At 72.1% G+C, this 25,223-nt stretch carries 22 protein-coding genes and 1 pseudogene; 11 read left to right on the forward strand and 12 right to left on the reverse strand.

Annotation, left to right across the window (positions count from 1 at the left end):
- Positions 1-7: 7 nt before the first annotated feature.
- Positions 8-1,237, forward strand: a complete 1,230-nt coding sequence (locus ACZ6TD_RS39515) for a sensor histidine kinase (protein WP_471345900.1) — start codon at positions 8-10, stop codon at positions 1,235-1,237.
- Positions 1,234-1,839, forward strand: a complete 606-nt coding sequence (locus ACZ6TD_RS39520) for a response regulator transcription factor (RefSeq protein ID WP_471345902.1) — start codon at positions 1,234-1,236, stop codon at positions 1,837-1,839. Before ACZ6TD_RS39515 ends, ACZ6TD_RS39520 begins: the two co-directional genes overlap by 4 nt.
- A 57-nt stretch (positions 1,840-1,896) precedes the next feature.
- On the opposite strand, the gene ACZ6TD_RS39525 is transcribed toward ACZ6TD_RS39520, so the two are convergent.
- Positions 1,897-2,913, reverse strand: a complete 1,017-nt coding sequence (locus ACZ6TD_RS39525) for an alpha/beta fold hydrolase (RefSeq protein WP_471345903.1) — start codon at positions 2,911-2,913, stop codon at positions 1,897-1,899.
- A 259-nt stretch (positions 2,914-3,172) separates the two neighbouring features.
- Here ACZ6TD_RS39525 and ACZ6TD_RS39530 point away from each other — a divergent pair.
- A pseudogene (locus ACZ6TD_RS39530) lies at positions 3,173-3,403 on the forward strand (hypothetical protein); the annotation flags it as partial.
- Positions 3,404-3,418: 15 nt separating this feature from the next.
- On the opposite strand, the gene ACZ6TD_RS39535 reads toward ACZ6TD_RS39530, so the two are convergent.
- Complete coding sequence (locus ACZ6TD_RS39535) at positions 3,419-4,750, reverse strand: family 43 glycosylhydrolase (protein ID WP_471345905.1); 1,332 nt, start codon at positions 4,748-4,750, stop codon at positions 3,419-3,421.
- Positions 4,751-4,878: 128 nt separating this feature from the next.
- On the opposite strand from ACZ6TD_RS39535, the gene ACZ6TD_RS39540 reads away from it, so the two are divergent.
- Entirely contained in the window at positions 4,879-6,858 is a 1,980-nt protein-coding gene (locus ACZ6TD_RS39540) for an aconitate hydratase (RefSeq protein WP_471345906.1), read from the forward strand.
- A 30-nt stretch (positions 6,859-6,888) separates the two neighbouring features.
- Entirely contained in the window at positions 6,889-7,449 is a 561-nt protein-coding gene (locus ACZ6TD_RS39545) for a YceI family protein (protein ID WP_471345908.1), read from the forward strand.
- 24 nt (positions 7,450-7,473) lie between these two features.
- Here ACZ6TD_RS39545 and ACZ6TD_RS39550 read toward each other — a convergent pair whose 3' ends face one another.
- Both ACZ6TD_RS39550 and ACZ6TD_RS39555 read right to left on the reverse strand, forming a co-directional pair.
- Positions 7,474-8,919: a sulfatase family protein gene (locus ACZ6TD_RS39550; RefSeq protein WP_471345910.1), complete on the reverse strand. Its 1,446-nt coding sequence runs from the start codon at positions 8,917-8,919 to the stop codon at positions 7,474-7,476.
- Positions 8,920-9,081: 162 nt separating this feature from the next.
- The gene (locus ACZ6TD_RS39555; protein WP_471345911.1) at positions 9,082-10,059 is read right to left on the reverse strand and encodes an MsnO8 family LLM class oxidoreductase; all 978 of its coding nucleotides are present in this window, start codon (positions 10,057-10,059) and stop codon (positions 9,082-9,084) included.
- 120 nt (positions 10,060-10,179) lie between these two features.
- Between ACZ6TD_RS39555 and ACZ6TD_RS39560 the strand changes: the two genes are divergently transcribed.
- Together ACZ6TD_RS39560 and ACZ6TD_RS39565 are read left to right on the forward strand one after the other, a co-directional pair.
- Positions 10,180-10,620, forward strand: a complete 441-nt coding sequence (locus tag ACZ6TD_RS39560; RefSeq protein WP_471345913.1) for a PPOX class F420-dependent oxidoreductase — start codon at positions 10,180-10,182, stop codon at positions 10,618-10,620.
- A gap of 61 nt (positions 10,621-10,681) precedes the next feature.
- Complete coding sequence (locus ACZ6TD_RS39565; RefSeq protein ID WP_471345915.1) at positions 10,682-13,786, forward strand: CHAT domain-containing protein; 3,105 nt, start codon at positions 10,682-10,684, stop codon at positions 13,784-13,786.
- Positions 13,787-13,827: 41 nt separating this feature from the next.
- Here the strand turns inward: ACZ6TD_RS39565 and ACZ6TD_RS39570 are convergent, their stop codons facing one another.
- The gene (locus ACZ6TD_RS39570) at positions 13,828-14,484 is read right to left on the reverse strand and encodes a maleylpyruvate isomerase N-terminal domain-containing protein (RefSeq protein WP_471345917.1); all 657 of its coding nucleotides are present in this window, start codon (positions 14,482-14,484) and stop codon (positions 13,828-13,830) included.
- Positions 14,485-14,604: 120 nt separating this feature from the next.
- Complete coding sequence (locus tag ACZ6TD_RS39575) at positions 14,605-15,069, reverse strand: RrF2 family transcriptional regulator (protein ID WP_471345918.1); 465 nt, start codon at positions 15,067-15,069, stop codon at positions 14,605-14,607.
- Between the two features lie 214 nt (positions 15,070-15,283).
- Here ACZ6TD_RS39575 and ACZ6TD_RS39580 point away from each other — a divergent pair, with 214 nt between their 5' ends.
- Together ACZ6TD_RS39580 and ACZ6TD_RS39585 are read left to right on the forward strand one after the other, a co-directional pair.
- Positions 15,284-18,043: an FAD/NAD(P)-binding protein gene (locus ACZ6TD_RS39580; RefSeq protein WP_471345920.1), complete on the forward strand. Its 2,760-nt coding sequence runs from the start codon at positions 15,284-15,286 to the stop codon at positions 18,041-18,043.
- Between the two features lie 323 nt (positions 18,044-18,366).
- On the forward strand, positions 18,367-18,885 hold the full coding sequence (locus ACZ6TD_RS39585) for a lytic polysaccharide monooxygenase auxiliary activity family 9 protein (protein ID WP_471345922.1): 519 nt from the start codon (positions 18,367-18,369) through the stop codon (positions 18,883-18,885).
- 102 nt (positions 18,886-18,987) lie between these two features.
- Here the strand turns inward: ACZ6TD_RS39585 and ACZ6TD_RS39590 are convergent, their stop codons facing one another.
- A complete protein-coding gene (locus tag ACZ6TD_RS39590; protein ID WP_471345924.1) occupies positions 18,988-20,211 on the reverse strand; it encodes a DUF418 domain-containing protein in 1,224 nt (407 codons plus the stop codon).
- Positions 20,212-20,374: 163 nt separating this feature from the next.
- Between ACZ6TD_RS39590 and ACZ6TD_RS39595 the strand changes: the two genes are divergently transcribed.
- On the forward strand, positions 20,375-21,163 hold the full coding sequence (locus ACZ6TD_RS39595; RefSeq protein WP_471345926.1) for a TetR/AcrR family transcriptional regulator: 789 nt from the start codon (positions 20,375-20,377) through the stop codon (positions 21,161-21,163).
- A 51-nt stretch (positions 21,164-21,214) separates the two neighbouring features.
- Here the strand turns inward: ACZ6TD_RS39595 and ACZ6TD_RS39600 are convergent, their stop codons facing one another.
- From ACZ6TD_RS39600 to ACZ6TD_RS39620, 5 genes are all read right to left on the reverse strand, one after another.
- Positions 21,215-21,676, reverse strand: coding sequence for an ATP-binding protein (locus ACZ6TD_RS39600; protein WP_471345928.1), 462 nt, complete (start codon positions 21,674-21,676; stop codon positions 21,215-21,217).
- Positions 21,677-21,765: 89 nt separating this feature from the next.
- Positions 21,766-22,800, reverse strand: coding sequence for an ABC transporter substrate-binding protein (locus ACZ6TD_RS39605; RefSeq protein WP_471345930.1), 1,035 nt, complete (start codon positions 22,798-22,800; stop codon positions 21,766-21,768).
- A gap of 93 nt (positions 22,801-22,893) precedes the next feature.
- The gene (locus ACZ6TD_RS39610; protein ID WP_471345932.1) at positions 22,894-23,703 is read right to left on the reverse strand and encodes an ABC transporter ATP-binding protein; all 810 of its coding nucleotides are present in this window, start codon (positions 23,701-23,703) and stop codon (positions 22,894-22,896) included.
- Entirely contained in the window at positions 23,676-24,485 is an 810-nt protein-coding gene (locus ACZ6TD_RS39615; RefSeq protein WP_471358448.1) for an ABC transporter permease, read from the reverse strand. Before ACZ6TD_RS39615 ends, ACZ6TD_RS39610 begins: the two co-directional genes overlap by 28 nt.
- 130 nt (positions 24,486-24,615) lie before the next feature.
- Positions 24,616-24,699 (reverse strand): putative leader peptide, encoded by an 84-nt coding sequence (locus ACZ6TD_RS39620; RefSeq protein WP_350203233.1) that lies wholly within the window; start codon positions 24,697-24,699, stop codon positions 24,616-24,618.
- Positions 24,700-24,800: 101 nt separating this feature from the next.
- Here ACZ6TD_RS39620 and ACZ6TD_RS39625 point away from each other — a divergent pair, with 101 nt between their 5' ends.
- A complete protein-coding gene (locus tag ACZ6TD_RS39625) occupies positions 24,801-25,220 on the forward strand; it encodes a YjbQ family protein (protein WP_471345934.1) in 420 nt (139 codons plus the stop codon).
- Positions 25,221-25,223 lie beyond the last annotated feature (3 nt).

Consider the following 25,223-nt stretch of genomic DNA (forward strand, 5'->3'; position numbering starts at 1 on the left):
GACGGTGATGGAGACGATGAGCCTGAGCGTGGATGACTGGGTGGAGCGGCTCGGGGGCCCGGACGGCCCCGAGCGCTACCGCCGCTACACCATCGCCACCGTCGTCTTCCTCGCCGCCACCGAGGCGGCGCTGTGGGCGTTCTGGATCGTGATGACGGAGGCCGGCCCGCTCGGGTCGGCCCTGGTGGCGGGCGTGGGCACGGTGCACGTCGCCGTCCAGGGGCTGCTCTCCCGCCCCGCCCTGCTCCACTACCTCGGCGCTGGACCGCGCCCGGTCCGGCTGGTCGCGCTGTACGCCGCCGTCACCGTGGCCATGGCCGCCCTGGGCTGCGCGCTACTGGCCTCGGGCCGCATCGGCGAGGCGGACCTGGCGCCGTATCTGGTCTGGCTGCTGATGTACTACGCCGGCCCGCCGATGCTGGCGCTGCCGCGCCGCGCCGGGGCGGTGCTGGTCGGGGCGGTGCCGGTGGTGGCGCTCGGCGCGGCGGCGGCGAGCGGGCTGTCGGGCGAGCCGCTGGCCCTCGCGGTCGGCGCCGGCTTGCTCATGGTTCCGTTCATGGCCACCGCGCTACGGCTCTCGGGGTGGAGCGTGCGGCTGATCGAGGAGCTGGCCAGGGCGCGGGCGACACAGGCCCGCCTCGCCGTGGCGGAGGAGCGGCTGCGCTTCGGCCGCGATCTGCACGATGTGCTGGGCCGCAACCTCGCGGTGGTGGCGCTGAAGAGCGAACTCGCGGTGGAGCTGGCGCGGCGGGGCCGGGAGGAAGCGGTGGCCCAGATGGAGGAGGTGCAGCGGATCGCGCAGGAGTCCCAGCGGGAGATCCGCGCGGTGGTACGCGGCTACCGCACCGCCGATCTGCACGCCGAACTGGCCGGGGCCCGGTCGGTCCTCGAAGCGGCCGGGATCGACTGCCGGATCGAGAACGGCCCGGCGGCGCGGCTGCCCGCGCAGACGCAGACGGCGCTCGGCTGGGTGGTCCGCGAGGGGACGACGAACGTGCTCCGCCACGCACAGGGCGCGTCCCGCTGCGAGGTGTCGGTGCGCGCCACGGTCGCGGGCTCGGTGGCACTGCTGATGGAGAACGACGGGGCGGACGCGGACCCCCGACCGGGCACCGGCAGCGGACTGCCGGGGCTGCGCGAGCGCCTGGCCGAGGTGGACGGCACCCTGGCCACCGAGCGGCGCCCGGACGGGATCTTCCGCCTGACCGCGAGGATCCCGTGGGAGGCGGGCGAATGATCAGGGTTCTGCTGGCGGACGACGAACACCTCATCCGGGGTGCGCTCGCCTCCCTCCTCGCGCTGGAGGACGACATCACCGTGGTGGCGGAGGCCGGATCGGGCGACGAGGCGCTGGCCATGGCCCGGGCACACCGCCCCGACGTGGCCGTCCTGGACATGCGGATGCCCGGACGTGACGGCGTGTCGGTGGCGGCGCGGCTGCGCGACGAGGTGCCGGAGTGCGCCTCGATGATCGTCACCAGCCACGCCGGGGCCGGGGCGCTGAAGCAGGCGCTGGCGGCGGGTGTGCGCGGCTTCGTGCCCAAGACGGTGTCCGCGCGGCGCCTGGCGGAGATCATCCGTACGGTGCACACGGACGGCCGCTACGTGGACCACGAACTGGCGGCGGACGCGATCGCCGCGGGCGAGTCGCCCCTCACTCCCCGCGAGGCGGAGATGCTGTCGCTGGCCGAGGACGGGGCACCGGTGGCGGAGATCGCGTCCCGCGCCGGGCTGTCGCGCGGGACGGTGCGCAACTACCTGTCCGCTGCCGCGGCCAAACTCGGCGCGGAGAACCGCCATATGGCGGCGCGGATCGCCCGCGAGCGCGGATGGCTGTAGGGGGTTCGCGCCGACAACAGTCCTCGGCAGTCGGTCAGCGCGGGCGCCGCCAGTCGGTCAGCGCGGACGCCGGCGTCGGCGGCGGCCGACGAGGACGGCGCCACCGCCCAGGAGCAGCGCCGCCGCGCCCGCGGTCACCCACGCGGCGGCCGTGTCGGCGGGCCGGGACTCCGCCCTGGCGCGGGATTCGGAGGGGTTGGCCGCGGGCGACGGCCGGGCCGAACCGGTGGCCGTGGCGGCCTTGACGATGAGGTCGGTGACCGCCTGGGGGTGGGCGATCATGGCCACGTGGGAGGAGTTGATCTCCACCGTGTGCGCGTGGGCGCGCTTGGCCTCGAACCGCTCCTGCCGGGGGTTGATGGTCTTGTCCTGCCGGGCGACGAGGAACCACGACGGGATCTGCCGCCACGCCGCCACCTTGGCCTTCTCCGAGAACGCGGCCGTACTGGCGGGCCGTTGGGTCGCCGCCAGCAACTTCGCCGTACTGGCGGGCAGGTCGGCGGCGAAGACCCGGTGGAGCTTGTCCCGCTTGAGGTACAGGTCCGTGCCCCGCGCCCCGCCACCGGCCCGGTAGGGGACCGCCTTGATGGCGGTGGCGAGCTCGCTGGGGTACCGGGCGGCCAGCGACTGCCCGCTCTCCCCCTTGTCGAGCGCCTGAGCGGACACGTACACCAGCGACTTCACCCGGGAGTTCCCCGCCGCGGCCGTGCTGATGACCGCGCCGCCGTAGGAGTGGCCCACCAGCACGATCGGGCCCTTGACGCTGTCCAGTACGGAGGCGATGTAGGCGGAGTCGGTGGTGAGGCCGCGCAGCGGGTTGGCGGGGGCGATGACGGGGTAACCGCGGCGCTCCAGCCGTTGGATGACACCGTTCCAGCTGGAGCCGTCCGCGAACGCGCCGTGGATCAGGACCACCGTGGGTTTACCGCCCGCCGCGTCGTCCTCCGCGGCGGCCGGGGCCATCAGCGCCGCGCACACCGCCACGGCGCATCCGGCCGCCGCGACGCGTGACCGGAGCCGTCCGCGCGCCCGGAACCGTCCGCGTCCGGAGCCGAGAGCCGGAGAGGCCGCCATGGTGTCCTCGCTTCCCTGAGGTCTTCGCGTGAGGGCTGTGGCTCCTCAACGTTCGCCGGACCCGCGGCGCGGGGCCGCGCGGCAGCGTCCGACCGGGTGAAGCAGGCGATCCACCAGGGTTGCGCCACGCCGACAACGATTCCCACGACCTGCGCGCGTCGCCCTTGTACTGCCTTTGCCTCGAGTTCGCCGAGAATTGGCCTGAGCTTGTCACCTCAACCCGCGTGGCGCGCGGGTCGTGGCGCTGGAGAAGCCGACCATCGCCTCGCTGGGCCGCTGGGACGACTACACCGCCGCGAAGGTCGCCATGTTCCGCGAGACGGACACGGAGCACGCGCCCTGGACGGTGGTCAAGAGCAACGACAAGAAGCGGGCGCGCGTGGAGGCCATGCGCAGTGTGCTCGCCCGTTTCGACTACACCGACAAGGACGAGGAGGTCGTCGCCACCGACGGCACCACGAGCGAAACGGACGACGGCGACGGGCGCTGACGAGCACCCCGCCGTTCACCGCCGGCGGCGCCGGACGTAGAGGCGACGACCCTCCGGGCCGGTCCACTCCAGCCGTACGACACCGGGCACGGCGGCGTCGGCGATGCGCGACGGGTCGGACCAGTAGCCGAAGTTCGGATTGCGGAAGAACGTGGCCCACAGGTGGCCGCCGTGATCCACGAAGACGTTGTTGTGGCCTGCGCCGACACCCGCGGTCCACCGCTTGGAGTACGGCCCCTCGAAGCTGTCCGAGACGGCGATGACGGCGTCGTAGTGGTATTGCACACGGCCCGGACCGGGCGGGTCGTAGGCGTAGCGCGTGCTGCCGTCGGGATTGACCGACGTCCGGTTCCACGCCGCCTGGAGGAGGTAGTACGCGCCCTCGTACTTGAACACGTACGCACCCTCGAGATACGGCTCGGGGGAGTAGGGCCGCTGCCGGAACGTCGGGAGGCCGCTCGTCGGGACGATGTCCTCCATGTCGTCGCGGAACGTCGCGTACAGGTTGTTGTGCAGCACGAGCCACGCGTCGTCGCCCTCGGTGAAGAGGCTGCCGTCGATGTGGTGGTACGCGCCGGGCTCGATGAACTCCGGCCCTCCGATGAACGGTTCGCCGAAGGGCTTGTCGAGGTTGCCCTCGACGAGCCGGTACGGGCCCTCGATGCCGCCCTCGCTCACCAGCAGGAACGAACCGACTTTCCGGGAGTGGTCGCCCATGCACGCGACGATGTACCAGGTGCCGCGGAAGTGGTGCAGCTCCGGGGCCCAGACCTGGCCGCGCTTGCCGAACCGGTCGTCGTACCAGTACTCCTGCCAGGGGGCGACGACGGTGCGTCCGGGCCGGTTCTCGCCGACGAACTCGGGCGACCACACCTTCCCCCGCTCGGCGCCGGGCCGGATGCCGGTCGTGTCGGCCAGCCTCCAGGGCCCCCGCAGGGACGGGGCCACCCACACGAAGATGCCGTCGTTCCACGGGCCGGCGGCAGTGAGCCCGGGTACGCGGGTGGTGCCCGTGGCCACGTAGACCGGGCGGCCGTCCACGACGAAGCAGTTGACGTAGGTGTCCCGCATCCAGACCAGGCCGCGCTCCCGGTCGCGGGGGCGCGGCTCGAGCGGGAGGACGAAGGAGTTGTCCTCGCGCGGCCACAGGTCCGGGCGGGTGTCCGCGAGGCCGTAGGGGTCGAGGTCGGGCCAGTTCGACGGGTACCGCCGCATCGCGGCGGCCTCCGGGGGCGATGCCTGGGCGGCGGCCGCGGGCAGTCCCGCCGCCACGCCCAGGGAACCCGCGACTCCGGCCAGCAATGTGCGTCTGTGGATGGGCGACCTGTTCTCGGAGCTGGTTGGCATGAGCACAGCATGCGAACCCCCATCGATTTTCGTCAAGAGCCGGGAAAAAAGATGACGCGGCGCGGACCGGGTACCCGGTGTGGGGCGCCCGGAGGGTCCGGACGCTCCGCCCGGAAAGGCGGTGGCTCATGGAACTGCCCCGTGCCCGTGCGCACGGCACCGTGACCCAGCGGCTCATCGATGATCATCTGTTGTCCGGCCGGATGGAGCCGGGGGAGGAGATCGCGCTGCGGGTGGACCAGACGCTGACGCAGGATGCCACCGGGACGCTGGTGATGCAGGAGCTGGAAGCGCTGGCCCTGGACCGGGTCCGTACGGAGGCCAGCGTCCAGTACGTCGACCACAACATCCTCCAGGCCGACGAGCGCAACGCCGAGGACCATCTCTTCCTGCGCTCGGCCGCCCGCCGGTTCGGCCTGTGGTTCTCCAAGCCCGGCAACGGCGTCTCCCACCCGACCCATATGCACCACTTCGGCGCCCCCGGCAAGACGCTGGCCGGTTCGGACTCGCACACCTGTGCGGCCGGTTCCCTGGGCATGCTGGCGATCGGCACCGGCGGCCTGGAAGTGGCGCTCGCCATGGCCGGACGGCCGCTCCACCTCACCATGCCGAAGGTCTGGGGCATCCGACTGACCGGGGAGCTGCCCCCGTGGGTCAGCGCCAAGGACGTGATCCTGGAGCTGCTGCGCCGCCACGGAGTGCAGGGAGGCGTCCACCGTGTCCTGGAGTACCACGGGCCCGGTCTGGCCTCCCTCACCGCGATGGACCGCCACGTCATCGCCAATATGGGGGCGGAACTCGGCGCCACCACCACCGTCTTCCCCTCGGACGGGGCGGTGCGCGGCTTCCTCGACGGGGTGGGGCGCGGCGACGACTTCGTCGAGATCACCGCGGAGGAGGACGCCTCCTACGACCTCGACGAGGAGATCGACCTGTCGACACTGGAGCCGCTCATCGCACGGCCCACGTCCCCGGGAAACGTCGTGCCGGTCAGGGAGGCCGCCGGGGAGCCCATCGCCCAGGCCGTCATCGGCTCCTCCGCCAACCCCGGATTCCGCGACTTCGCCGTCCCGGCCGCGATGGTGGCCGGGCGCCAGGTCCCGGCCGGGGTGAGCTTCGACATCAACCCGACATCCCGCGAGATCCTCCAGGACCTGACGCGCTGCGGTGCGACGTTCGACCTGATCGCCGCCGGTGCCCGCATCCACCAGTCGGGCTGTCTGGGCTGCATCGGCATGGGGCAGGCCCCGGCCTCGGGAAGCAACTCCCTGCGCACCTTCCCGCGCAACTTCCCCGGTCGCTCCGGCACCGCGGACGACGCGGTGTGGCTGTGCTCACCGGAGACCGCCACGGCCTCCGCGCTGACCGGCGCCATCGCTGACCCGCGCGACTGGGCCGACCGCATCTCGGCGGCGGCCCCTCCCGCGCCGGAGGCGCCCGACCCGCCCTCGAACAACGACGCCATGCTGGAACCACCGCTGCCACCGGAGGAGGCCGCACGCGTCCGGCTGGTACGCGGCCCCAACATCTCCGCACTGCCGGAGCTGGATCCGCTGCCGGACAGCATTCACGGCCCCGTGCTCCTCAAGGCGGGCGACGACGTCTCGACCGATGAGATCTCCCCGGCCGGGGCGGACGCCCTGCCCTACCGCTCCAACATCCCCAAGCTGGCGGGATTCACCCTCACCCGGCTGGACCCCGACTATCCACGGCGCGCCGAGGCGGTCCGGGAGGACACCGGGCACCTCATCGTCGCCGGTGCGAACTACGGACAGGGCTCGTCCCGCGAACACGCCGCCATCGCCCCGCGCTACCTCGGACTGCGAGCCGTCATCGCCAAGTCCTACGCCCGCATCCACTGGCAGAACCTGGTCAACTTCGGCGTGTTGCCGCTCGAATTCGAGGACCCCGCCGACTACGACCGGATCGGCCCCGACGACCGGCTGCATGTGCCCGGTCTGCGCGACGCCCTCGCACCGGGCGGCGAACCGACCCTCCGCGTCCGCAACGCGACCCGGGACGAGGAGTACACCGTCCGCCACCGCCTCTCGCCCCGGCAGCGGGAAGCGGTACTCGCGGGCGGTATCATCCCGGCTCTCGCACACTGAGGTGAGTGCCATGACACTGAGGTGAGTGCTATGACCCTGAGCGACGGAACGTATCGGATAGGCCCGCCGGACGCCCGGCTGCTGATCAAGACCAGCCGTACCGGGCTCGGCCGGAGGGCCGGGCACGATCTGACGCTGGAGGCCACCCGATGGTCCGGGGACCTGGCGGTTGCCGCGAGCGCCCCTGAGCGGTCGTCGGTGAGCGTGACGATCGAGACGGACTCGCTCGACGTCCGGGAGGGGACCGGCGGGCTGAAACCACTCACCGACGGCGACCGGGCCGACATCAAACGGACGCTGGAGGGCAAGGGGCAGCTGCACACCGCGGAGCACCCCACGATCACCTTCCGCTCCACCCACATCACCGGAACGCCCGAGTCCTTCGAGGTCACGGGCGACCTCACCATCAAGGGCCGGACTCACCCGGTGACGGTGCACGGGAGCGCCGATCCGGACGGGACGCTGCGCGGCTCGGCGTCCTTCACGCAGTCCACCTGGGGCATCAAGCCGTACACCGCGTTCCTGGGCGCGCTGAAGCTGGCCGACGAGGTCCGGGTGGAGTTCATATGCCCCGGCGTGGCGGGCCGTTGAGGGTCCGCCACGCCGGGGGTGCCGCTAGCTGTCGCTGTTGCTCCCGGTCCGGGACGCGTCCTGGCAACTTTCCGCGCCCTTGCACTTCTGGAGCGCGGTGAGGGTGCGGTGCAGGGCGGCCCGTTGTCCGGCCGAGAGGGACGCCTCCCGGTTGGTCAGCTGCTCGGGGTCGGAGTCCAGATCGTAGAACTCCCGCTCTCCATCGGTGTATTCGACATAGAGGGAGTCATCGGTCCGCATCGCCGCGTAGGTCGGTGGATCGCCCGCGTTCTTGGGCGCCGCGTCGGGATCGCCCTTCTTGGACGCCGCCTTATGGTGCTCGACCAGGACGGCATCGCGCCACTCGTCCTCGGTCCGGCCGTGCATCAGGCCGCCCAGGCTGCGCCCGTCCACGCCCGACGGCGGATCCACGCCCGCGAGGTCCTGGAAGGTCGGGTTGAGGTCGACGTTCTCGGCGAGCTGGGACACCTTCTTACCCGCCGGAACATCGGGTCCGGTGACCATCAGCGGCACGTTGATATCGGTGTCGTAGGCGGTCTGCTTTCCGGTGCGGAGCCGGTGTTCGCCCATGTGGAAGCCGTTGTCCGACCCGAACACGATATAGGTGTTGTCCGCCAGGCCATTGTCCTCGAGCGTCTTCTCCAGCTGACCGATCATTTCGTCGACCGCCTGGACCGAGCGCGCTCGCTTGGCGAAATTCCGGTCGATCCCCTGCTTTTCCTTCGATGTCAGCGGTGACAATGAGCGCTGCCACTCCGGCGCGTTAACGGTCGCCTTGTCATAGGCATCGGTCTGCGGAGCCTTGAGCCCCGGGAACTTGCCCTTGTGGCGCGGCGCGGGCGTGTAGGGGCCGTGCGGTGCGAACGTGGCCACCTCCAGCATGAACGGCTTCTTCTCTTCCGCCGAGGAGCCGATGAACGAGGTGGCCTTCTTCGACAGGACGTCCGTCAGATAGTCCTGGGGGTCCTTGCCATAGGGCACGACCTTGCCGTTCTCGTTCAGCTCGTAGTTGTACTCATGGTAGCCCTCCCCGGCGACGTCCCACTCGTCCCAGCCGGCGGGCACATAGGGCTTGTCGGTGCCGTTCTTGTCACCCGGCTGATATCCGTTGAGGTACTTGCCCATGAATCCGGTGCGATAGCCGGCGCGTTGCATCGCGGGCCCGAAGGTCTTCTTTTCGTTGCCGTTCTTCAGAAAGGCGCGGTAGCCTCCGTCGTCGCCGCTGTTGGTGAAGACACCGGTGTTGTGCGGGAATTGACCGGTGAGGATGGATGTACGCGACGGGCAGCACAGCGAGTCGGTGGCGAAGAAGTTACTGAAGGTCGTCCCCTTCTTCTGCATCTCCTGTACGTGCGGCATGTACTTCACAAGATTCCATGACAGGTCGTCGGTGAGGACGTACACGATGTTGGGCTTCTTGCCGGAAGCCGAGGCGTCGGTGTCAGAGGTGGCACCTTCGGCCGTGTTCACCCCTCTGTCACACGAGGCCAACATCGCGACGGCCAGGGCCGCACACAGGGCGGCGAGGACACGTGGACGGCGACTGCCGAACATGGCGCAACCTCCTACGAGTTGTGCGTCTTCGTCGCCGGGAACCGTAGGAGGCGGTCTTGTGTGATTCTTGTGAGTCGCCTACGGCAGGGCGGCGTGCCGTTTGACGAGTTCGTAGGAGCGCAGGCGTGCGGCCAGCGCGTAGACCGGTGTGACCAGCATCAACTCCTCCGCGCCGGTCGCCTTCGCCACCTCCGCCAGACGGCCGAGGACCGTCTCGGGAGTGCCGTACGCCTGATGGGCCCCGAACGCCGCGACCCCCGCCCGCTCCTCCGCGGTGAACGGATGCGCCGACGCCTCTTCGGGCGAGGGGAACGGGACCTCGCTGTGCCCCTTGAGGAGCCCGGCCTTGACGACGTTCATCGGGCCCGCCAGCCACTTGGCCTCGTCCTCGGTCTCGGCGCAGATGGTTTCCACGCACACCAGCACCCGGGGGCTCTCGCACCACGGGGAGGGGGAGAAGTGCGCACGGTAGTGGTCGAGCGCGGCGAGGGTGTTGTCGGGGCGGATGTGATGGGCGAAGGCGAGGGGCAGGCCCAGCTCGGCGGCGAGTGCCGCACCGGCGTTGCTGGAGGCCAGCAGCCACGGCTCCGGGAGCGTGCCGAGCGCGACCTCCTCGACCAGGAACCGCAGCGTCGCCGCCACATCGTCCAGGTACTCGTCGTCCGTCGTCGGACCGGCGCCACGCCGCAGCGCCCGGGCCGTGGCCTCGTCGAAGGTGCCGGGACCGCGGCCGATGCCCAGGTCGATCCGGTCGGGGTGCAGCGCGGCGAGGGTGCCGAACTGCTCCGCCAGCATGATGGGGGCGTGGTTGGGGGCCAGTACGCCTCCGGAGCCCAGCCGGATGGCCGAGGTCGACGCGGCGGCGTGGGCGGTCAGGACCACGGGCGGGAAGGCGCCGATGGCGGGGGAGTGGTGGTGCTCGGCGTACCAGAGCCGGCGGTAGCCGAGGGCGTCGAGACGCTGGGCGAAGGCGGTGGTGTCACGTAGCGTGTCCACGGCTCGCGTACCAGCTTGGACCATGGCGACTTCCAGCGCGGAGAGCGGCACATCGATCATGCTGTGAGCATACGGAGTGCCGGTGGTGTGCGGCAGCACTTCCCCGACTCCGGGTGTTCGGAACCCCGGTGGTCAGGGTATGCGTTGACGGTTTGGCCCACGAAAGAGGAGCGAGACCGCATGGCTGCCACGCTGGACGAGATCACACGCACTTGGCTTCGGGAACCCCGGTTCTGGCAGGTGGCCACGCTGAACCCGGACGGTTCGCCGCAGTTGACGCCGATGTGGGCCGATCTGGAGGACGGCCTGGTGGTGATCAACACCTCGGCGGGCCGGGTCAAGGAGGAGAACCTCCGGCGTGATCCCCGCGTGTCGCTGTGCTGTATGGACACCGAGGACCCGTATCACCGGGTGGAGATCCGGGGCAGCGCCGTCCGCTTCGTCGAGGGCGATCCGGCCGTACGGGTGATGGACCGTCTCGCGCGGAAGTACCTGGGCACGGAGACGTTCCCCTGGCTGGCCCCCGGCGAGGTGCGGGTGGCGGTCTACATCGAGCCCCACCATGTCCACCGCGTCGTGGGCGTGGAGAAGTTCCGGCCGGGAGTGCTGCCGGACGCCTGAGGGCGCGGTTCGGACACGGGGGAGAGCGCACGGGGGACAGGACACGGGGGAGGAGCGCGGGGTGGACGAGGAACGGCGCCACGGCGACGGCGATGCCGGTGACCACGTCGGCGACCCGCTCGCCGAGGCCGTCCGGGGCGTGCTGGGCTGGGCCACGGACGACATACCGCGGTTCACGGAGCTCCTGGTGTGGCTGTACCGGGCCGTCGACCGCACCGCGATCTCCCCCGAGGAGGCCCACGCGGAAGTGGCGGCCCTGGGCCTGGACCGACCGGCCTTCGCAACCCTGCGCGAGCTGCTGACCGGGCTCAGGTCGGGCGAGGGCGACCCCCGGGCGCTGGCCCAGGGCGTCCGTCGCGGCGCGGACGCCATCCGGCGGGCGCTGCGGGAGCTGCCCCCGCGCATCCCCGAGCGGGCCCGCCTCGCCAAGCTGCACGCCATCCTGCTGGTGTGGGCCAACTTCCTGGTGCCCGGCACGATGGACTTCGACGAGGTGGACGAGGCCATGTCGGAGCCGGGGCCGCACCCCGACGACCGTCCCGGCGGCCCGGAGCACGTCGGCCTGGAGCAGCAGCTTGCCACCCTCGTCGATGCCGTACGGGTGTCCCAGACCGGCGATCTGGCACACCTGGAGACCAGCGCCGCCCGGCTCCGCGAGATCACCGACTCGCTGTCCGCGGACAGCGAGAAGGCCGCGGCCGCCCGCCGTGCCCTGGCCATCGGCATGGCCGGGCGCCTCCACGAGGCGGCCACGCTCGGCGGCGGCCTCCGGGCCGCCGACGCCGCCCTGACGATGGCCAGGGAAGTGCGCGCCGCCTACGACCGCGAGGGCTCGGTGCCGCCCACGGGCACGCTCAACACGGTGGTGTTCGCCGCCCAGCACGAGCTGGGTCTGGCCCGCCGCAGCGGGGACCTCGGCGTACTGCCGCGCCTGGTCGAGGAGTTGACGGGCCTGTACGCCGTCCTGCCGCCCGACCAGGAGAACCGCTTCGCCCTCGCCGCCACCCTGGCCGAGGTCCATCGGGAACAGGCCGCCCTCACCCGGGATCCGGCCGAATTCCGCGCCGCGGCCCGGTATCTGAGGGAGGTGGTGGAGACCGACCCACGGGGGATCGCCCCCATGCTCGCAGGGTACTTCCCCGCCCTGCGCGCCTCCGCGCTGACCCAGCTGATCATGATCGAGCCCGGCCGGGACGCCGCCGACGAGGCCATCGCGGAGGTCCACCGGGTCCTCGAGGGACCGCAGCCCACTCCCCACCAGGAACTCCGGTTGCGGTATCAGCTCGGCCGGGCCCTGCTGGACGCGGCCCGCCGCCTCGACGACCCGGACCTGCTCGACAGTTGCGTCACCGAGCTGTCCCGGGTCCGCGAGCTGATCGTCCGGGGCGATGGCCTGCCGCACACCGCGGACGCCCTGACCCAGCTCTCCGAAGCCCACTGGCTGCGCCGCGGGCGGGGCGGTCCGCGCGCCGCCGCGGACCGCGAGGCCGCCCTGGCCGCCAGAGGCGAGGCACTGGCCAGGCTGTCCGCCGACGTCCTGCTCCAACTCGGCTCCGAGCACGGCCTGTTCGTGGCCCGCTTCGCGTCGGCACAGGCGCTGTGGCTGGCCTACTGGGCCACCGTGTGCGGCCGCCCGGCCGAAGCGGTGGACGCGCTGGAACTGGGCCGGGCGCTGGTGCTGCGGGCCGCCGCCGCGTCCCGTGGCATTCCCGAACTCCTCGAAGCCCGGGGGTACCCGGAGCTGGCCCGGCAGTGGCGCGCCGAGGCCGCCGCGGACCCGCTCCACCTCGACGCCGGGGGCGCGCTGCCGGGCCGGGCCACCGGGCCGCAGATCCCCGGCAGCCTGCGCCGCAGGGCCCTTGAGGCGCTGGGCGCCGGCAGCGGCGCGGACGCCTCGAAACTGCTCGGCAAACCGGACCTGAGGACACTGAGGGCCGGGCTCACCGCCGCGGGCGCCGACGCGCTCGTCCACCTCGTCCCCGGGCAGCGCCCCGGCATGCCCGGCTTCGCCCTGATCGTCCGCCCCGGCACCGACGAGGCGCAGCCCGCCGTCCTGAAGCTGCCGCTGCTGACCCCTGGCAGCCCGCCACTGGAGCGCTACCTCGACGTCACCGCCCGGCGTTCGGGAACAGCCGCCGGCGCCACGGCCGATCCGGGCCGTCGGACGGAGTGGGACGGGCAGTGGGAAGCGGCGTTGCGCGAGCTGTGCGACTGGGCCTGGCCCGCCGCGATGGGCCCCGTCCTGGCCGCCGTGGGCCCGCTCCACCGGCCGCCGCGGATCGTGCTGGTGCCGTGCGGCCCCCTCGGCGCCGTCGCCTGGCACGCGGCCCGCACCCCGTACGGGAGCGACGGGCGCGAGCACCGGTACGCCTGCGAGGAAGCGGTGCTCAGCTACGCCCCCTCCGGCGCCGAGTTCCTGCGGGCCGCGGCCCGGGACCGGCTGCCCGCCACCGCCGGGCAGGTCCTGGTCGCCGACCCCGAACTCAGCCTCGTATGGGCCGAGATCGAGGCGGAGGCGCTGCACACGGCCTGCTACCCCGACGGCCTCCGGTACGGCGAGTTCCCCACGGCCGACGTCAGCGACGCGCCGGGGACACCCGAGGACATCCTCGCCGCCCTGCCCGGTGGTGGCTCACCGGTGGCCGTGCTGCACATCTGCTGCCACGCCCTGGCCGGTCCGGACCCCACGCGCTCGGCACTCCGGCTCGCCGCCCCGCCGACCGGTCCCGAGGACGCCGGACGCCTGACCGTGGCCCGCATCCTGGACGGCGCCGCCACCGAACGGCCGGGCGCCGCAGGCCCGTTGGTGGTGCTCAGCGCCTGTGAGACGGACCTCAGCACCCGCGACCACGACGAGGCCCTGACCCTGTCCACCGCCCTCGTCGCCCGCGGCGCGGCCGATGTGATCGGCTCGCGCTGGGCCGTGAACGACGCCCCGACGGCCCTGATGATGGCCGTCTTCCACGACTTCGTCACCACACACGGCCTCGCCCCGGTGGACGCCCTGCGCGCCGCCCAGCTCTGGATGCTCAACCCGCGCCGCGAGCCCCCGGCCGCCCTCCGCGGCGAACTCCGCGGCGAGGCCACCCGCACCGACCTCGACCACATCCACCTCTGGGCCGCCTTCACCCACCAGGGCAACCCGGCGGCCCGGGACACCCGCTGATCCCAGCTCCGCGCGCCGCGCCCTCCGGCCGGAGGGCCGGACTATCCGAGGACGAGCGGAAGCTTCGTGGCCAGTTCGCCCAGGTCGGCCCGCTCCTCGGCGGTCGGGGCGCGTCGCCCGGTGCCGACCAGCAGCGTGTCCTTGTCGGACCACGACGCGGGGAACGCCGCCCCGGCGATCCTCTCCAGCATCTCGCGCGCCCCGGCGAGGCTCTCGGCGGGAGGCTCCGCCAGGCCCGGGAGGTGGGCGATCAGGTCGAGATGGTGCAGGGTCCACTCCATGACGTACGCGGAGAGGTAGTCGCCCGCGGTGAGCACCACATCGCGGGTGCTGACCCGGAGGGCCTTGTCGGCGAGCCCGGCCGCGCGTCCGGCGGCGGAGCCCACGTCGTCGAGGTGGAACTTCAGCAGCCACGGGTCCTCGTACGCGGCGGCCAGCCGGACGATCAGCGCGTCGAGCGGGTCGTCGCCGGTCGGCGGTGTGTCGGCCACCTCCCAGTAGGTCACCGCGTCGCGCGTCGGTTCCGCGTCGGTGGGGGTCGCCAGGGTGATCAGGACGTCCTGGGCGTCGATGACCAGGTGGCACACCAGGTCCCGTACGAGCCAGCCGGCGCAGCCGGAGGGTCGTGCGAAGTCCTCGTCCGGGAGTTCGGCGACCGCCGTGCGCAATGCCGTCCACGAGCGTGAGAAGAGATCCACGGCCGCAAGCTAGCACCGCGCGGCCCGCCGGGCGAACGATTTCCTCCCCGCTCCCGCGAACGCCCAACGCGGGCCCGGGGGCGGGGGATTGGTGGGACCGACGCCGTCAGCCCCGGCCGGTCACGTGTCGTAGTGGCGGACGTCGTCGAGGTATTCGCGCGCCCGCTCCCGGACCAGCGGGGGCAGTTCCCCGGCGGCCAGATCCGCGAAGGTGGTCTTCTCCAGCACCTGCCGCAGACTCGCCCGCACCGCGCGCCACACATCCGGGAGCACCGCCGCCGCTCCCGGGTACTCCAGACCGCTGAGGCCCACGTCCCGCACGTTGGCCAGCGGGCCGTCGATGGCGCGGATCGCGTCCGCGAGGGTGATCTCCTTCGCCGGGCGCGCCAGCAGATATCCGCCTTCCGGGCCCCGCACACTGCGCACCAGGTGGGCCAGGCGCAGCTCGCGCAGGATGCCGAAGAGGAAACGCAGGGGAATGTCCTGCCGGGTCGCCACCTGCTCGGCGGTCAGGGCTGAGCCCTCCGCGGCCGCCAGTTCGGCCATCGCCCGGACGGCATAGTCCGACTTGGCTGTGATCCGCACCTGGGCAAGTTATCACGCACGTCCGTTTCATGGGGCCGGGCCCCATACCACCGGCTTGGGCATCCACCCTGGTGGCGCCAAGGGCGCCTCGTTGTTCCGCCATGAGTTCACCAAGTTCATTGAATTGGTGAACTTAGATGGCTACGGTACCGGTTGCGTGAGCGGGGCATCGGTTCTGCTCCGCCGCCGGTTCCGGGGAAGCAGGAGGTATCACATGGCATCGCCAGAGCCGTGTAGCACGTCAGGGCCGTGTACGAGGACGGTCGCCATCGTGGGGGCGGGGGCCGCCGGCGCGCTGGTGGCGATCCAGCTCTGCGAGACCGCGGCACGCCGCCGTGTCCCGTTCGAACTCCTGCTGATCGACCCGGCCCCGGAGGCCGGTCGCGGCATCGCCTACTCCACCCTCGACCCGCGCCACCGCCTCAATGTGCCGGCCGGCAAGATGAGCTGCTACCCCGACGATCCCGGACACTTCGTGCGGTGGCTGTGCCACCACGGTGAACCGGGCGTGCGGAGCGGCGACTTCGCGGAGCGCTACCGCTACGGCGCCTACCTCGCCGACACCCTCGGCCGAGCCATCATGGCGGCCCAGGGCGTCGTCACCGTCCGCCGACTGCGCACCCGGGCCACCGGCTGCCACTGGACCACCCTCCCCGGCGGGGACCCGCGGGCCCGGCTGGAGCTCGCCGACGGCCGTACCGTCGAGGCGCACCGCGTGGTGCTGGCCACCGGGCCGTCCCGCGCCACCGCCGCCTGGGCCCCCGAGGACCTGCGTGGCAACGACCGCTTCATCGCCGACCCCTGGGCGCCGGGCGCCCTGGACGCCGCCCTCCAGGACGGGCAGAAAGAGGATGTACTCCTCGTCGGCACCGGGCTGACCTCGGTGGACATCGCCATGACGCTCGACCGCCCCGGCCGTACGGTGCACAGCGTGTCCCGTGGCGGAAGGCTGCCCCAGGCGCATGCCGTGGACCCGCTGCCCGCCGCCGCGTGTGCGACGCCACTGCGCGGTCTTTCCCTGGCCGCGCTGCGGGCCGCGGTGCGTCAGCACATCGGCCGTGTGCTGCGCACCCACGGCGACTGGCGGCCCGCGGTGGACGGGCTGCGCCCGGTCACGGCCGAGATCTGGGCGTCGATGTCCACCGCGGAACGGGCCGAGTTCGTGGAGCGGGACGGCTCCTTGTGGAACACCCACCGCCACCGCATGCCCCCGGCCACCGCCGAGGCGGTCGGGCGCATGCGCCGCACCCGGCGGATGCGGACGTACCAGGGGCGGCTCGCCTCGGCCTCGACCCGGCCCGACGGCTCCCTGACGGTCTCCCTCACCACCGCCGACGGCCCGCGCACGCTGCCCGTGGGCTGGGTGGTGGACTGTACGGGGCCGGGCCTGCGGCTCTCCGACACGGCGGACCCGCTGTGGCGGAGCCTGCTCGACCAGGGCGCCGCGCTGCCCGGCCCGCTCAGCATGGGCGTCGCCACCGACCACGGACGGCTGCGCGGCGCCGACGGCGGCACCACACGACCCCTGTGGACCCTCGGCGCGCCCCGCCGCGGCGAGTTGTGGGAAACCACCGCCATCCCGGAGATCCGGGCGCAGGCCGCCACCATCGCCGAGGCCGTCCTCGACCCGTGGACGGCCCCCGTGCTCCCCGCCACCGGCGGCGCCGTCCGGCGCCGGACACGTCGGCCGACGGACACCTCGGGCTTCCCCCTCAGCACCCATGCGGCCGCCGCCACCGCCTACCGCCTCGGCGTGGACCGGCTGTTGAAGGTCCGGGCCGGGGCCGCACAGGCGCTCCGCCGCTCCGTGGCGCTCGACCCCGGATTCGCCGTCGGCCATGCGGCGCTCGCGCTCATCGGCCATGAGTGCGGGGCCGACGTGGATGTCTCGCGCGCCCTGGCCGACGCCCGGCGCGCGGTGCGCGAGCGCGCCGACACTTTCGAACGCTCCTTCGTGGACGTCGTCTCCCGCCGCGTCCTGGACCCGCCCGCGGATGGCGACGCCGCCCTCCTGCGCCACCTGGAGGAGTACCCGGGTGACGCGCTGGCGCTCGCCGTCGCCGTGCCCACCATCGCCTTCTCCGGTCTGCGCGATCTCGACGGCACCACCGCGCTCCGCGTGGTCGAGCGCACCGCCCCGGCGCACGGGGGAGGCTGGTTCCACACCTCCCTGCTCGCCTTCATGCGCCAGGAGCAGGGGCGTTACGACGAGGCCGGAGCGCTGGCCGAGCGGGCCCTGGCCGCCGAGCCCGCCTCCGGCCACGCCATGCACGCCCTCGCCCACGTGACGTACGAATCCGGCGACCACCAGGCGGGCCGTGAGCGACTTCAGCGATGGCTGGCCCACCAGGGCCGGGGCGGAACACACCGCGCGCACTTCTCCTGGCACGCCGCCCTGCACGAACTCGCCCTCGAGGACGCGGCGGCGGTCCGCCGCCGGTGGGCGGAGCAGTTGTCGCCGGGGAAGGTGGACGGGGTCCGCGCCCTGGTCGACTCCGGCTCCCTGCTGTGGCGCGCCCGGCTGGCGGGCGCGTGGCAGGGCCCGTTCCCGATCGGCGACGTCCTGGACACGGCGCCCGCCGACGTCCTGGAGCGTCCGGCCACCGCGTTCGTCGCCCTGCACTCCGCCATCGCCCTCACCGCCGCGGACGACCTGCCGGGGCTGCGACGGCTGCGAGTCCACGCCCTGCGCGCCGACGAGGTGCAGCGACGTGTCATCGCCCCGCTGTGCGCGGCGTTCGAGGACATCCTGGAAGAGCGCTGGACCGACGCGGCACGCGGATTGGAGCGCCTCCTGCCACGGCTCCCCGTTGTGGGCGGCAGCGCCGCGCAGCGCGAGGTCGTGGAGGAGGCCCTGCTGTACGCGCTGGTGTCCGCGGGCCGGTGCGAGGCGGCCCGGGATCGCCTGGAGGAGCGCCTGGACCGGCGTTCCTCTCCCCACGACCGGCGACGGCTGGCGGCCCTCTCGTCCTGACGGCCCTCTCCTCCTGACCGCCCTCTCCTCCTGACCGCCCTCTCGTTCCGACTCCTCTCGTTCCGACTCCCGCGCGCCCCGGCCCGATTCCCGGGCCGGGGCGGTGACATCGGTGGGGATGACAGTGGACCAGACCACTTCCGTCTCATGTCTTGACCGTGAACGGACAGACGGTATGGTCTAGACCTAGTGCGGCGCTGATTCACGGCCGCCCCTTGCGGCCGATGAAGCGTTCCGTGCAGCCACCCCCCACATCCCCCCACATCCTCACCTTCGGCAAGGACTTCCCGTCTGGCGTGGGGCCTCGCCGCGAAGGAGTTGGCATGAACATGAAACGAAAGTTGGCGGTTGTCGTCGGCGCGGGGATAGCCCCCCTGGTCGCCCTGAGCCTCCCCGCGAGCGAGGCCGGCGCGCACGGCTACATCTCCACTCCGCCGAGCCGCCAGGCCCAGTGTGCGGCCGGGACCGTGGCCTGCGGCGACATCAAGTACGAGCCGCAGAGCGTCGAAGGCCCCAAGGGGCTGACGAGCTGCAGCGGCGGCAATGCGAAGTTCGCCGAACTCGACGACGACAGCAAGGGCTGGGCGGTCACGCCCATCCCGTCCAAGGCCGACTTCACCTGGAAACTGACCGCGCGTCACGCGACCAACACCTGGCAGTACTACGTCGGTGGCCAGAAGGTCGCGGAGGTCGACGACGGCGGGGCGCAGCCGGGCGAGACCGTCACCCATCAGGTGGACTTCGGCGGCCTGAAGGGCAAGCAGAAGGTTCTCGCGGTCTGGAACATCGCGGACACCGCCAACGCCTTCTATGCCTGCATCGATGTGAACATCGGCGGCTGACCGCGGGCGGTGTGAACGCAGGCGGTTGAACACCGAGGGCCGGTCGCCTCTGGGGCGGCCGGCCCTCGGCGTCGCCGTGTGCGCGATACGCATGGCGCTCGGCTATCGGGGGCCGTACGTAAGCCTGCGCAGCAGCTTCTCGGCGGGCCCCGGAAGTGACCGGCGCTGCAGGAGATGGGCCCCGGCCACCGTGGCGAGCCAGACCAGCACGGCGCTCAGACACGCGGCGAGCGTCGGGCTGCCGGTCCGCTCTCCGAGCGCGAGCGCGAAGGGGGAGAGCAGCACCACCCACGCGAGGGACTGGAACAGATAGCCGCTCAGCGACCGCTGGCCGAGGGCCGCCAGCACCTCCACGGGAAGCTTCCGCCGCGCGGCGGAGCGGGCCTTCGACAGGCGCAGGGCGAGGAGCCCGAAGAGCGCCACATATCCCGGGCCGCCGAACTGGCCGCTCACTTCGTACAGGCTCAGGAACGCGTCCGCGGTGGCGTCGTCGACATGCACGAAGCCGCCGCTGACCAGGCCGATCGGGACCCCGCCCGCGAAGGCGACGCCGAGTGCGACCACCGCGGTGCGGACCAGCAGCCGCCGGTGGCGGGCCGGGTCCTCCAGGACGCCACGCCGCGCGGCCCACGCCCCCAGCCAGACGATCACGATGAACGGCAGCACGGTCAGCGTGTGGATCGGCCACTCGCCGAGCCGGTCGGCCACGGACGTGAGGTAGTCGGGGGCCGAGAGCGAATCGACATCGTCCGTCGGCACGGCGGCGGACCCCGAGCCGCCGTGCGTGGCTCGGTACACGGCCACGGCACCCAGGGCGGCGGCGTACACCGCCGTGCAGCCCCACAACCACAGCACGACGCGCTGCACGCGCTCGCCGCGGCGCAGGAGCAGCAGGGTGAAGAGGATGCCGACGATGCCGTAAGCCCCCAGGAAGTCACCGAAGTTGAGCAGCGTGGCATGGACGAGGCCGAAGGCGACGAGCCATGCGTTGCGCCTCAGCAGCACCGAGCGGGCCGCGCCGGGCCCGGACCCCTCCGCGTCCTGTCTGCGGGTGAGCTGCACCAGCCCGTAGCCGAACATCACGGCGAACATCGGATAGGCGCGGGCGTGCACGAAGACGAACATGGCGAGGTTGAACGGGCGTTCCCAGCCGTGTGGCGACGCCTCGGCGCCCGGCTGGTTGCCGAAGGTGAACACCGCGGCGTTCGCGAGCGCGATGAACAGCAGCATGGAGCCCCGGGCCAGATCGGGGGCCAGGGCCCGTTCGGTCCGGCGGACAGGGCCCCGTGCGGGGCCCGGGGCATGGGACTGCGTTATGGCTGTCACCTGGATCTCTCTCCGTCCTGACATGAGGGCCCAGCGGGCAGGGAGCAGGGGCGAGCCCTCGGCATCCGGCTTAGTATAGGCAATAATCTATATGGCAGATACTAAGTAGCGGTAGGCCATGATGTACCTGGTGAGCAACCGAGGTACGAGAAGGAGAAGCGCCATGTCGGCCGAGCAGGAGGAGGCGCCCGCCGAGCTGGCCCGCCTGTGGAGGCTCCCGGTCCCGGCCTCGGGCCTCGGCCGGCCCGCGGCGCTCGACACCGAGCGCGTGGTGCGGACGGGGGTGGAACTGGCGGACCGCGACGGGCTGGCGGGTGCGACGCTGCCGAAGATCGCGAAGGAGCTGGGCGTCTCCCCGATGTCCCTCTACCGCCACGTGGGATCCAAGGACGAGCTCCTCGTCCTCATGCGGGACCTGGCGCTCGGCTCTCCGCCCGAGGTCGAGACCGCGCCGGGCCGGTGGCGGGAGGGGCTACGGCAGTGGACCGTCGCCCAGCGGCTGGTCCACCACGACCGCCCCTGGCTCCCCCGCCTCCCCATCGCGGGGCCGCCGGTGGGGCCTCATGAGATCGCCTGGATGGAAGCGGGTCTGAGCGCGCTGAGCGGCACGGAGCTGGACTGGGCCGCGAAGGTCGGCAGTCTGACGTTGCTCAGCGGCTATGTGCGCCACGCCTCCCTGCTGTCCCAGGAACACGCGCAGGGCAGGAGCGAAACGGGGCTGAGCCAGGAGGAGACCGAGCGGGCCTACGGCAGGACCCTGGCGCGGCTCATCACCCCGGACCGCTTTCCGCAGGTGGCGCTGCTGTTCTCCTCGGGCCTGTTCGAGGCGGCGCCCGACGGGGCGTACGACGATCCGGCGACCGACCATGACTTCGTCTTCGGCCTCGAACGCGTCCTCGACGGAATCGCCGTGGCCGTGGACCGTGCGCGGACGGAGACGGGGACGGGCTAGAAGGGGACGGGCCAGGTGGCGATGACGTCACGCGAGGGCACGGAGAGGGGGTCAGCTCGATGTCGGCGCGGCGGCGCGCCCCGACACCCGTCCTCTTCGGGCGAAGATCGCGCTCACGGTCTTGCCCCCCGGCTCCTCGCTGACGGTCGTGGCCGTGGCCAAGCCGCTGATCATCGGCCAGCCGAACCCGCCGCCCTCGCCGCGGACATCCGGAGTGCGCAGGTGCGGCGGTACGCTGCTGGCATCGCCGACGGCGACGGTGATGGCGTCAGGGTCGGCCGACACGCGCAGCGAGCAGAACCGGCCGCCCGAGTGCCGTACGGCATTGGTGACCAGCTCCGAGACGACCAGCAGCACCGCGTCGGCGGCGCCCTGATCGGGCGCCGGGCGCAAGGCTTCCAGAAAGGTGCTGGTGAGGTGTCGTGCGCGCGCGGCTGCTTCGGGGCGGCATTCCAGGGTCTCCCGCACCGCGGACGGCGCGGCGGCCGTCCGCTGGGCCGTGGCGGTGTGCATGACGCTCACCTCGTTTCATCGGGTAGGTATCGCGCGGTTGGCGGCTTCCACGCGCTTACCCGATGCGGCGCTCCCCAAAAGGGGTGTCCTCAGGATCCCTTTCCATAGGTGCGCGGTGCGGTGGTGGAGGGCGGCAGATCGCCGTTGAAGCGGGTGTCCACATAGTCGGCGAACTGATAGCGGCGCGGGGTGAGCTTCAGCTTCGCGAAGGTGTCCGCGATCTCCTGCTCCGAGGCGATGGCGGGCTTGTCGACGGCGACGTACACCCGGGTGCCGTTGGTCCGCTTCACCGAGTCCAGCGCCACCTGGTACGGCAGCCCGGTCTCCTTGCCCCACACCTTGGCCCACTCCTCGGGGTGCTTGTAGACCCAGTCCTGGGCCCGGCGCAGCCGCCCGAGATAGTCCTTGATGACCTTCACCTTCTTCTCGTCCTCGAGGGAGGAGGGGTTGGCCACCTGGAAGTTGAGGCCGTTGACCACGCCCTGGCCCGTGGTGACGACCCGCGCGTCCGACTGGCGCAGCGCCTGGGAGGTGTACGGATCCCAGACGGCCCAGGCGTCCACCTTGCCGCGGCTGAAGGCGGCCAGGGCATCGGCGGGCTGCAGGAAGCTGACCTTGACGTCCTTGATCGAGAGCCCGGCCTTGGCGAGCGAGGCGACCAGCTGGTAGTGGGCCGAGCTGCCCTGCGCGACCGCCACGGTCTTGCCCTTGAGATCGGCCGTCCTCTTCACCGGCGACCCCTTCTTGACCAGGATCGCCTCCCCGTCGGCCGTGCCGTGTTTGGCGGCGACGACCTTGATGCGGGACTTGGCGGCCGCGGCGAAGACCGGCGGGGTGTTGCCGACCCCGCCGATGTCCACGGCCTTGGCGCTCACGGCCTCCAGGATCGGCGGACCGGAGGTGAACGTCGACCACTTGATCTTGTAGGGGAGGTTCTTGAGCTGCCCGGCGGCGCGCAGCACCGCCTCGTCATTGCCCTTCTGGTCACCGACGTTGAGGGTCACATCGCCCTTGCCATCGGTGTTGCCGGAGGAACCGGAGTTGTTCTGCGCGTGCGAGCTGACGCAGGCGGACAGCAGCAGGGCGAAGGGGAGGGACAGGGCGGGGACGATACGCCGTCTCATGTCAGCAGGGTCCGTTCGGGAGGTACGGGAGGTACGGGTAGTTCCGGAGAAGTTCGGAACGCGCTTGGCGGTTCGGGAGGGGCCAGGCGGCCGTCAGGCGACCTTGTGGACGGCCGGTTCGGGCGCCTTCACACCCAGTCGGTCCAGGAGCTCGGTGCGCAGCTCGGCGAGGAGCGGATCGGCGATGTCGCGCGGCCGGTCCCGGTCCACCCGGACCTGATGCGCGATGACGCCCCCGTCCATCACCAGGACGCGGTCGGCGAGCAGCAGCGCCTCCTCCACGTCATGCGTGACCAGCAGCACCGCGCAGCCGCGCCGCTGCCACAGCTCGGCCACCAGCTGCTGGGCGGTGATCCGGGTGAGTGCGTCCAGCGCGCCGAACGGCTCGTCCAGCAGCAGCAGATCGGGCTCGCGCACCAGCGCACGGGCCAGCGAGGCGCGCTGGGCCTCACCGCCGGAGAGGGTCTTGGGCCAGGCGTCGACGCGATGCCCGAGACCGACCTCCTTCAGCGCCCGCTCGGCCACGGCCCGCCCGGGGCGGCCGGGCAGCCCGAGCAGCACATTGCGCCAGACCCGCTTCCAGGGCATCAGCCGGGGCGCCTGGAAGGCGACGGCCTTGCGGCGCGGCACCAGCACCTCGCCCTCGATCTCCCGGTCCAGCCCGGCGAGCACCCGCAGCAGCGTGGACTTGCCGCAGCCGCTGCGGCCGAGCAGCGCCACGAACTCGCCCGCCGGAACGTCGAGTCGGAGGTTGTCGATGACCGCGCGGCCGTCGAACGAGCGGGTCAGCGAGCGCACCCGCACCGCGGCACCGCCGCTCTCGTCGCCCGTCTCCCGCGCCAACTCCTGCCCCCTCAACTCCTTCTCCAGGGAGTTCACTTGCCGGTGAAGTTCGGTCGCCATTGCAGCAGCAGCCTCTCCAGAGTGCGGACGATGAAATCGGCGAGCAGGCCGAGGGCGGCGTAGACGATCAGGCAGACCACGATCACATCGGTCTGGAAGAACTCCCGTGCGCGGTTGAGCAGAAAGCCGATCCCGTCATCGGCGTTGATGGTCTCGCCGAAGACCAGCGCCAGCCAGGCGGTGGCGAGGGAGTAGCGCAGCCCGGTCATCGCGCCGGGGAGCGCCCCGGGCAGCACCACATGGCGGATCAGCCCCCAGCGGCCGAGCCCGAGCGCGTTCCCGGCCTCGATGAGCTGGGCGTCCACGCCGCGGATGCCCGCGTAGACGTTCAGATAGAGATGGAAGGTGACGCCCAGCGCGATGAGCGCGATCTTCGGGGCCTCGCCGATGCCCATCCAGATGATGAACAGCGGGATCATGCCGACCCAGGGGATGCTGCGCAGCATCTGCACACTCGCGTCGACGAGGTCCTCGCCGAGCCGGGAGAGTCCGGAGACCAGCGCGAGCGCGACGCCGATGACACCGCCGAGCGCCAGCCCGATCAGCACCCGCTGTACGGACACCAGCATGGCGTGCGGGAGGGTGCCGTCCTTGAGCAGGTCGGAGGCGGTACCGGCGATGGTGCCGGGGGAGGCCAGGGTGTCGGAGGGCAGCACACCGGTGGCGCTGGACACCTGCCAGAGCACCAGCAGCAGAAGGGGTCCGGTCGTACGGCGCAGCCATCGCGGCACGGTGCGGCGGCGTGCGGAGAGCGGCACGACCGGTTCGAGAACCGGGGACATGGGGGCTCCACAAAAGGGGTACGCCTCGACGCCCGCACCGGCCCGTACGCGCTCGTACGACACGACGATCAGCACGGTACGGCGGAACGAGACCGAGGCGAGGGGGAGGAGAGGCGGGGGAGGAGAAAGGTCAGCGGAGGCCGGGACACGCGGCGGACGCCACCCGCAGCAGGTCGATATGACCGCGCGTGGTGAGCAGGGCTGACGTAGACATGCCCTCGAAACTAGCGAGGACGTCCGGAACCGGTCAACGGTGTCTTGCCCCTCGGACCTTTGTTGCGGGAGTTTTACGCGACGGCGTATCAGGATGGTTCCATGAGCACATTCCGTACCCACACCATCAGCGTCACCACCGGATCGACCGAGACCGTCGCCGACCTCACCGCCGACTGCGAGGCGTACCTGCGCGAGGTGGCGGGCGGCGGCGACGGCCTGCTCAACGTCTTCGTCCCGCATGCCACGGCCGGGATCGCCATCCTGGAGACCGGCGCCGGCAGCGACACCGATCTGCTCTCCGCCCTCCGCGACCTCCTCCCCGCCGACGACCGCTGGCGCCACCGCCACGGCAGCCCCGGCCACGGCCGCGACCACGTCCTCCCCGCCTTCGTACCTCCGCACGCCACCATCCCGGTCATCGGCGGCAGGCCGGCGCTGGGCACCTGGCAGTCGGTGTGCCTGGTCGACACCAACCGGGACAACCCCGACCGCCAGGTGCGGCTGAGCTTCCTGGGCTGATGT

It is taken from the genome of Streptomyces yongxingensis, from assembly GCF_055597465.1.

Coding starts and splice junctions, on each gene's coding strand:
- ACZ6TD_RS39610 (WP_471345932.1), bottom strand. CDS start 23,703: ATGGCGACCGAACTTCACCGGCAAGTGAACTCCCTGGAGAAGGAGTTG.
- ACZ6TD_RS39545 (WP_471345908.1), top strand. CDS start 6,889: ATGACCCTGAGCGACGGAACGTATCGGATAGGCCCGCCGGACGCCCGG.
- ACZ6TD_RS39585 (WP_471345922.1), top strand. CDS start 18,367: ATGAACATGAAACGAAAGTTGGCGGTTGTCGTCGGCGCGGGGATAGCC.
- ACZ6TD_RS39555 (WP_471345911.1), bottom strand. CDS start 10,059: ATGATCGATGTGCCGCTCTCCGCGCTGGAAGTCGCCATGGTCCAAGCT.
- ACZ6TD_RS39620 (WP_350203233.1), bottom strand. CDS start 24,699: ATGTCTACGTCAGCCCTGCTCACCACGCGCGGTCATATCGACCTGCTG.
- ACZ6TD_RS39595 (WP_471345926.1), top strand. CDS start 20,375: ATGTCGGCCGAGCAGGAGGAGGCGCCCGCCGAGCTGGCCCGCCTGTGG.
- ACZ6TD_RS39580 (WP_471345920.1), top strand. CDS start 15,284: ATGGCATCGCCAGAGCCGTGTAGCACGTCAGGGCCGTGTACGAGGACG.
- ACZ6TD_RS39515 (WP_471345900.1), top strand. CDS start 8: ATGGAGACGATGAGCCTGAGCGTGGATGACTGGGTGGAGCGGCTCGGG.
- ACZ6TD_RS39520 (WP_471345902.1), top strand. CDS start 1,234: ATGATCAGGGTTCTGCTGGCGGACGACGAACACCTCATCCGGGGTGCG.
- ACZ6TD_RS39540 (WP_471345906.1), top strand. CDS start 4,879: ATGGAACTGCCCCGTGCCCGTGCGCACGGCACCGTGACCCAGCGGCTC.
- ACZ6TD_RS39600 (WP_471345928.1), bottom strand. CDS start 21,676: ATGCACACCGCCACGGCCCAGCGGACGGCCGCCGCGCCGTCCGCGGTG.
- ACZ6TD_RS39615 (WP_471358448.1), bottom strand. CDS start 24,485: ATGTCCCCGGTTCTCGAACCGGTCGTGCCGCTCTCCGCACGCCGCCGC.
- ACZ6TD_RS39525 (WP_471345903.1), bottom strand. CDS start 2,913: ATGGCGGCCTCTCCGGCTCTCGGCTCCGGACGCGGACGGTTCCGGGCG.
- ACZ6TD_RS39535 (WP_471345905.1), bottom strand. CDS start 4,750: ATGCCAACCAGCTCCGAGAACAGGTCGCCCATCCACAGACGCACATTG.
- ACZ6TD_RS39625 (WP_471345934.1), top strand. CDS start 24,801: ATGAGCACATTCCGTACCCACACCATCAGCGTCACCACCGGATCGACC.
- ACZ6TD_RS39605 (WP_471345930.1), bottom strand. CDS start 22,800: ATGAGACGGCGTATCGTCCCCGCCCTGTCCCTCCCCTTCGCCCTGCTG.
- ACZ6TD_RS39560 (WP_471345913.1), top strand. CDS start 10,180: ATGGCTGCCACGCTGGACGAGATCACACGCACTTGGCTTCGGGAACCC.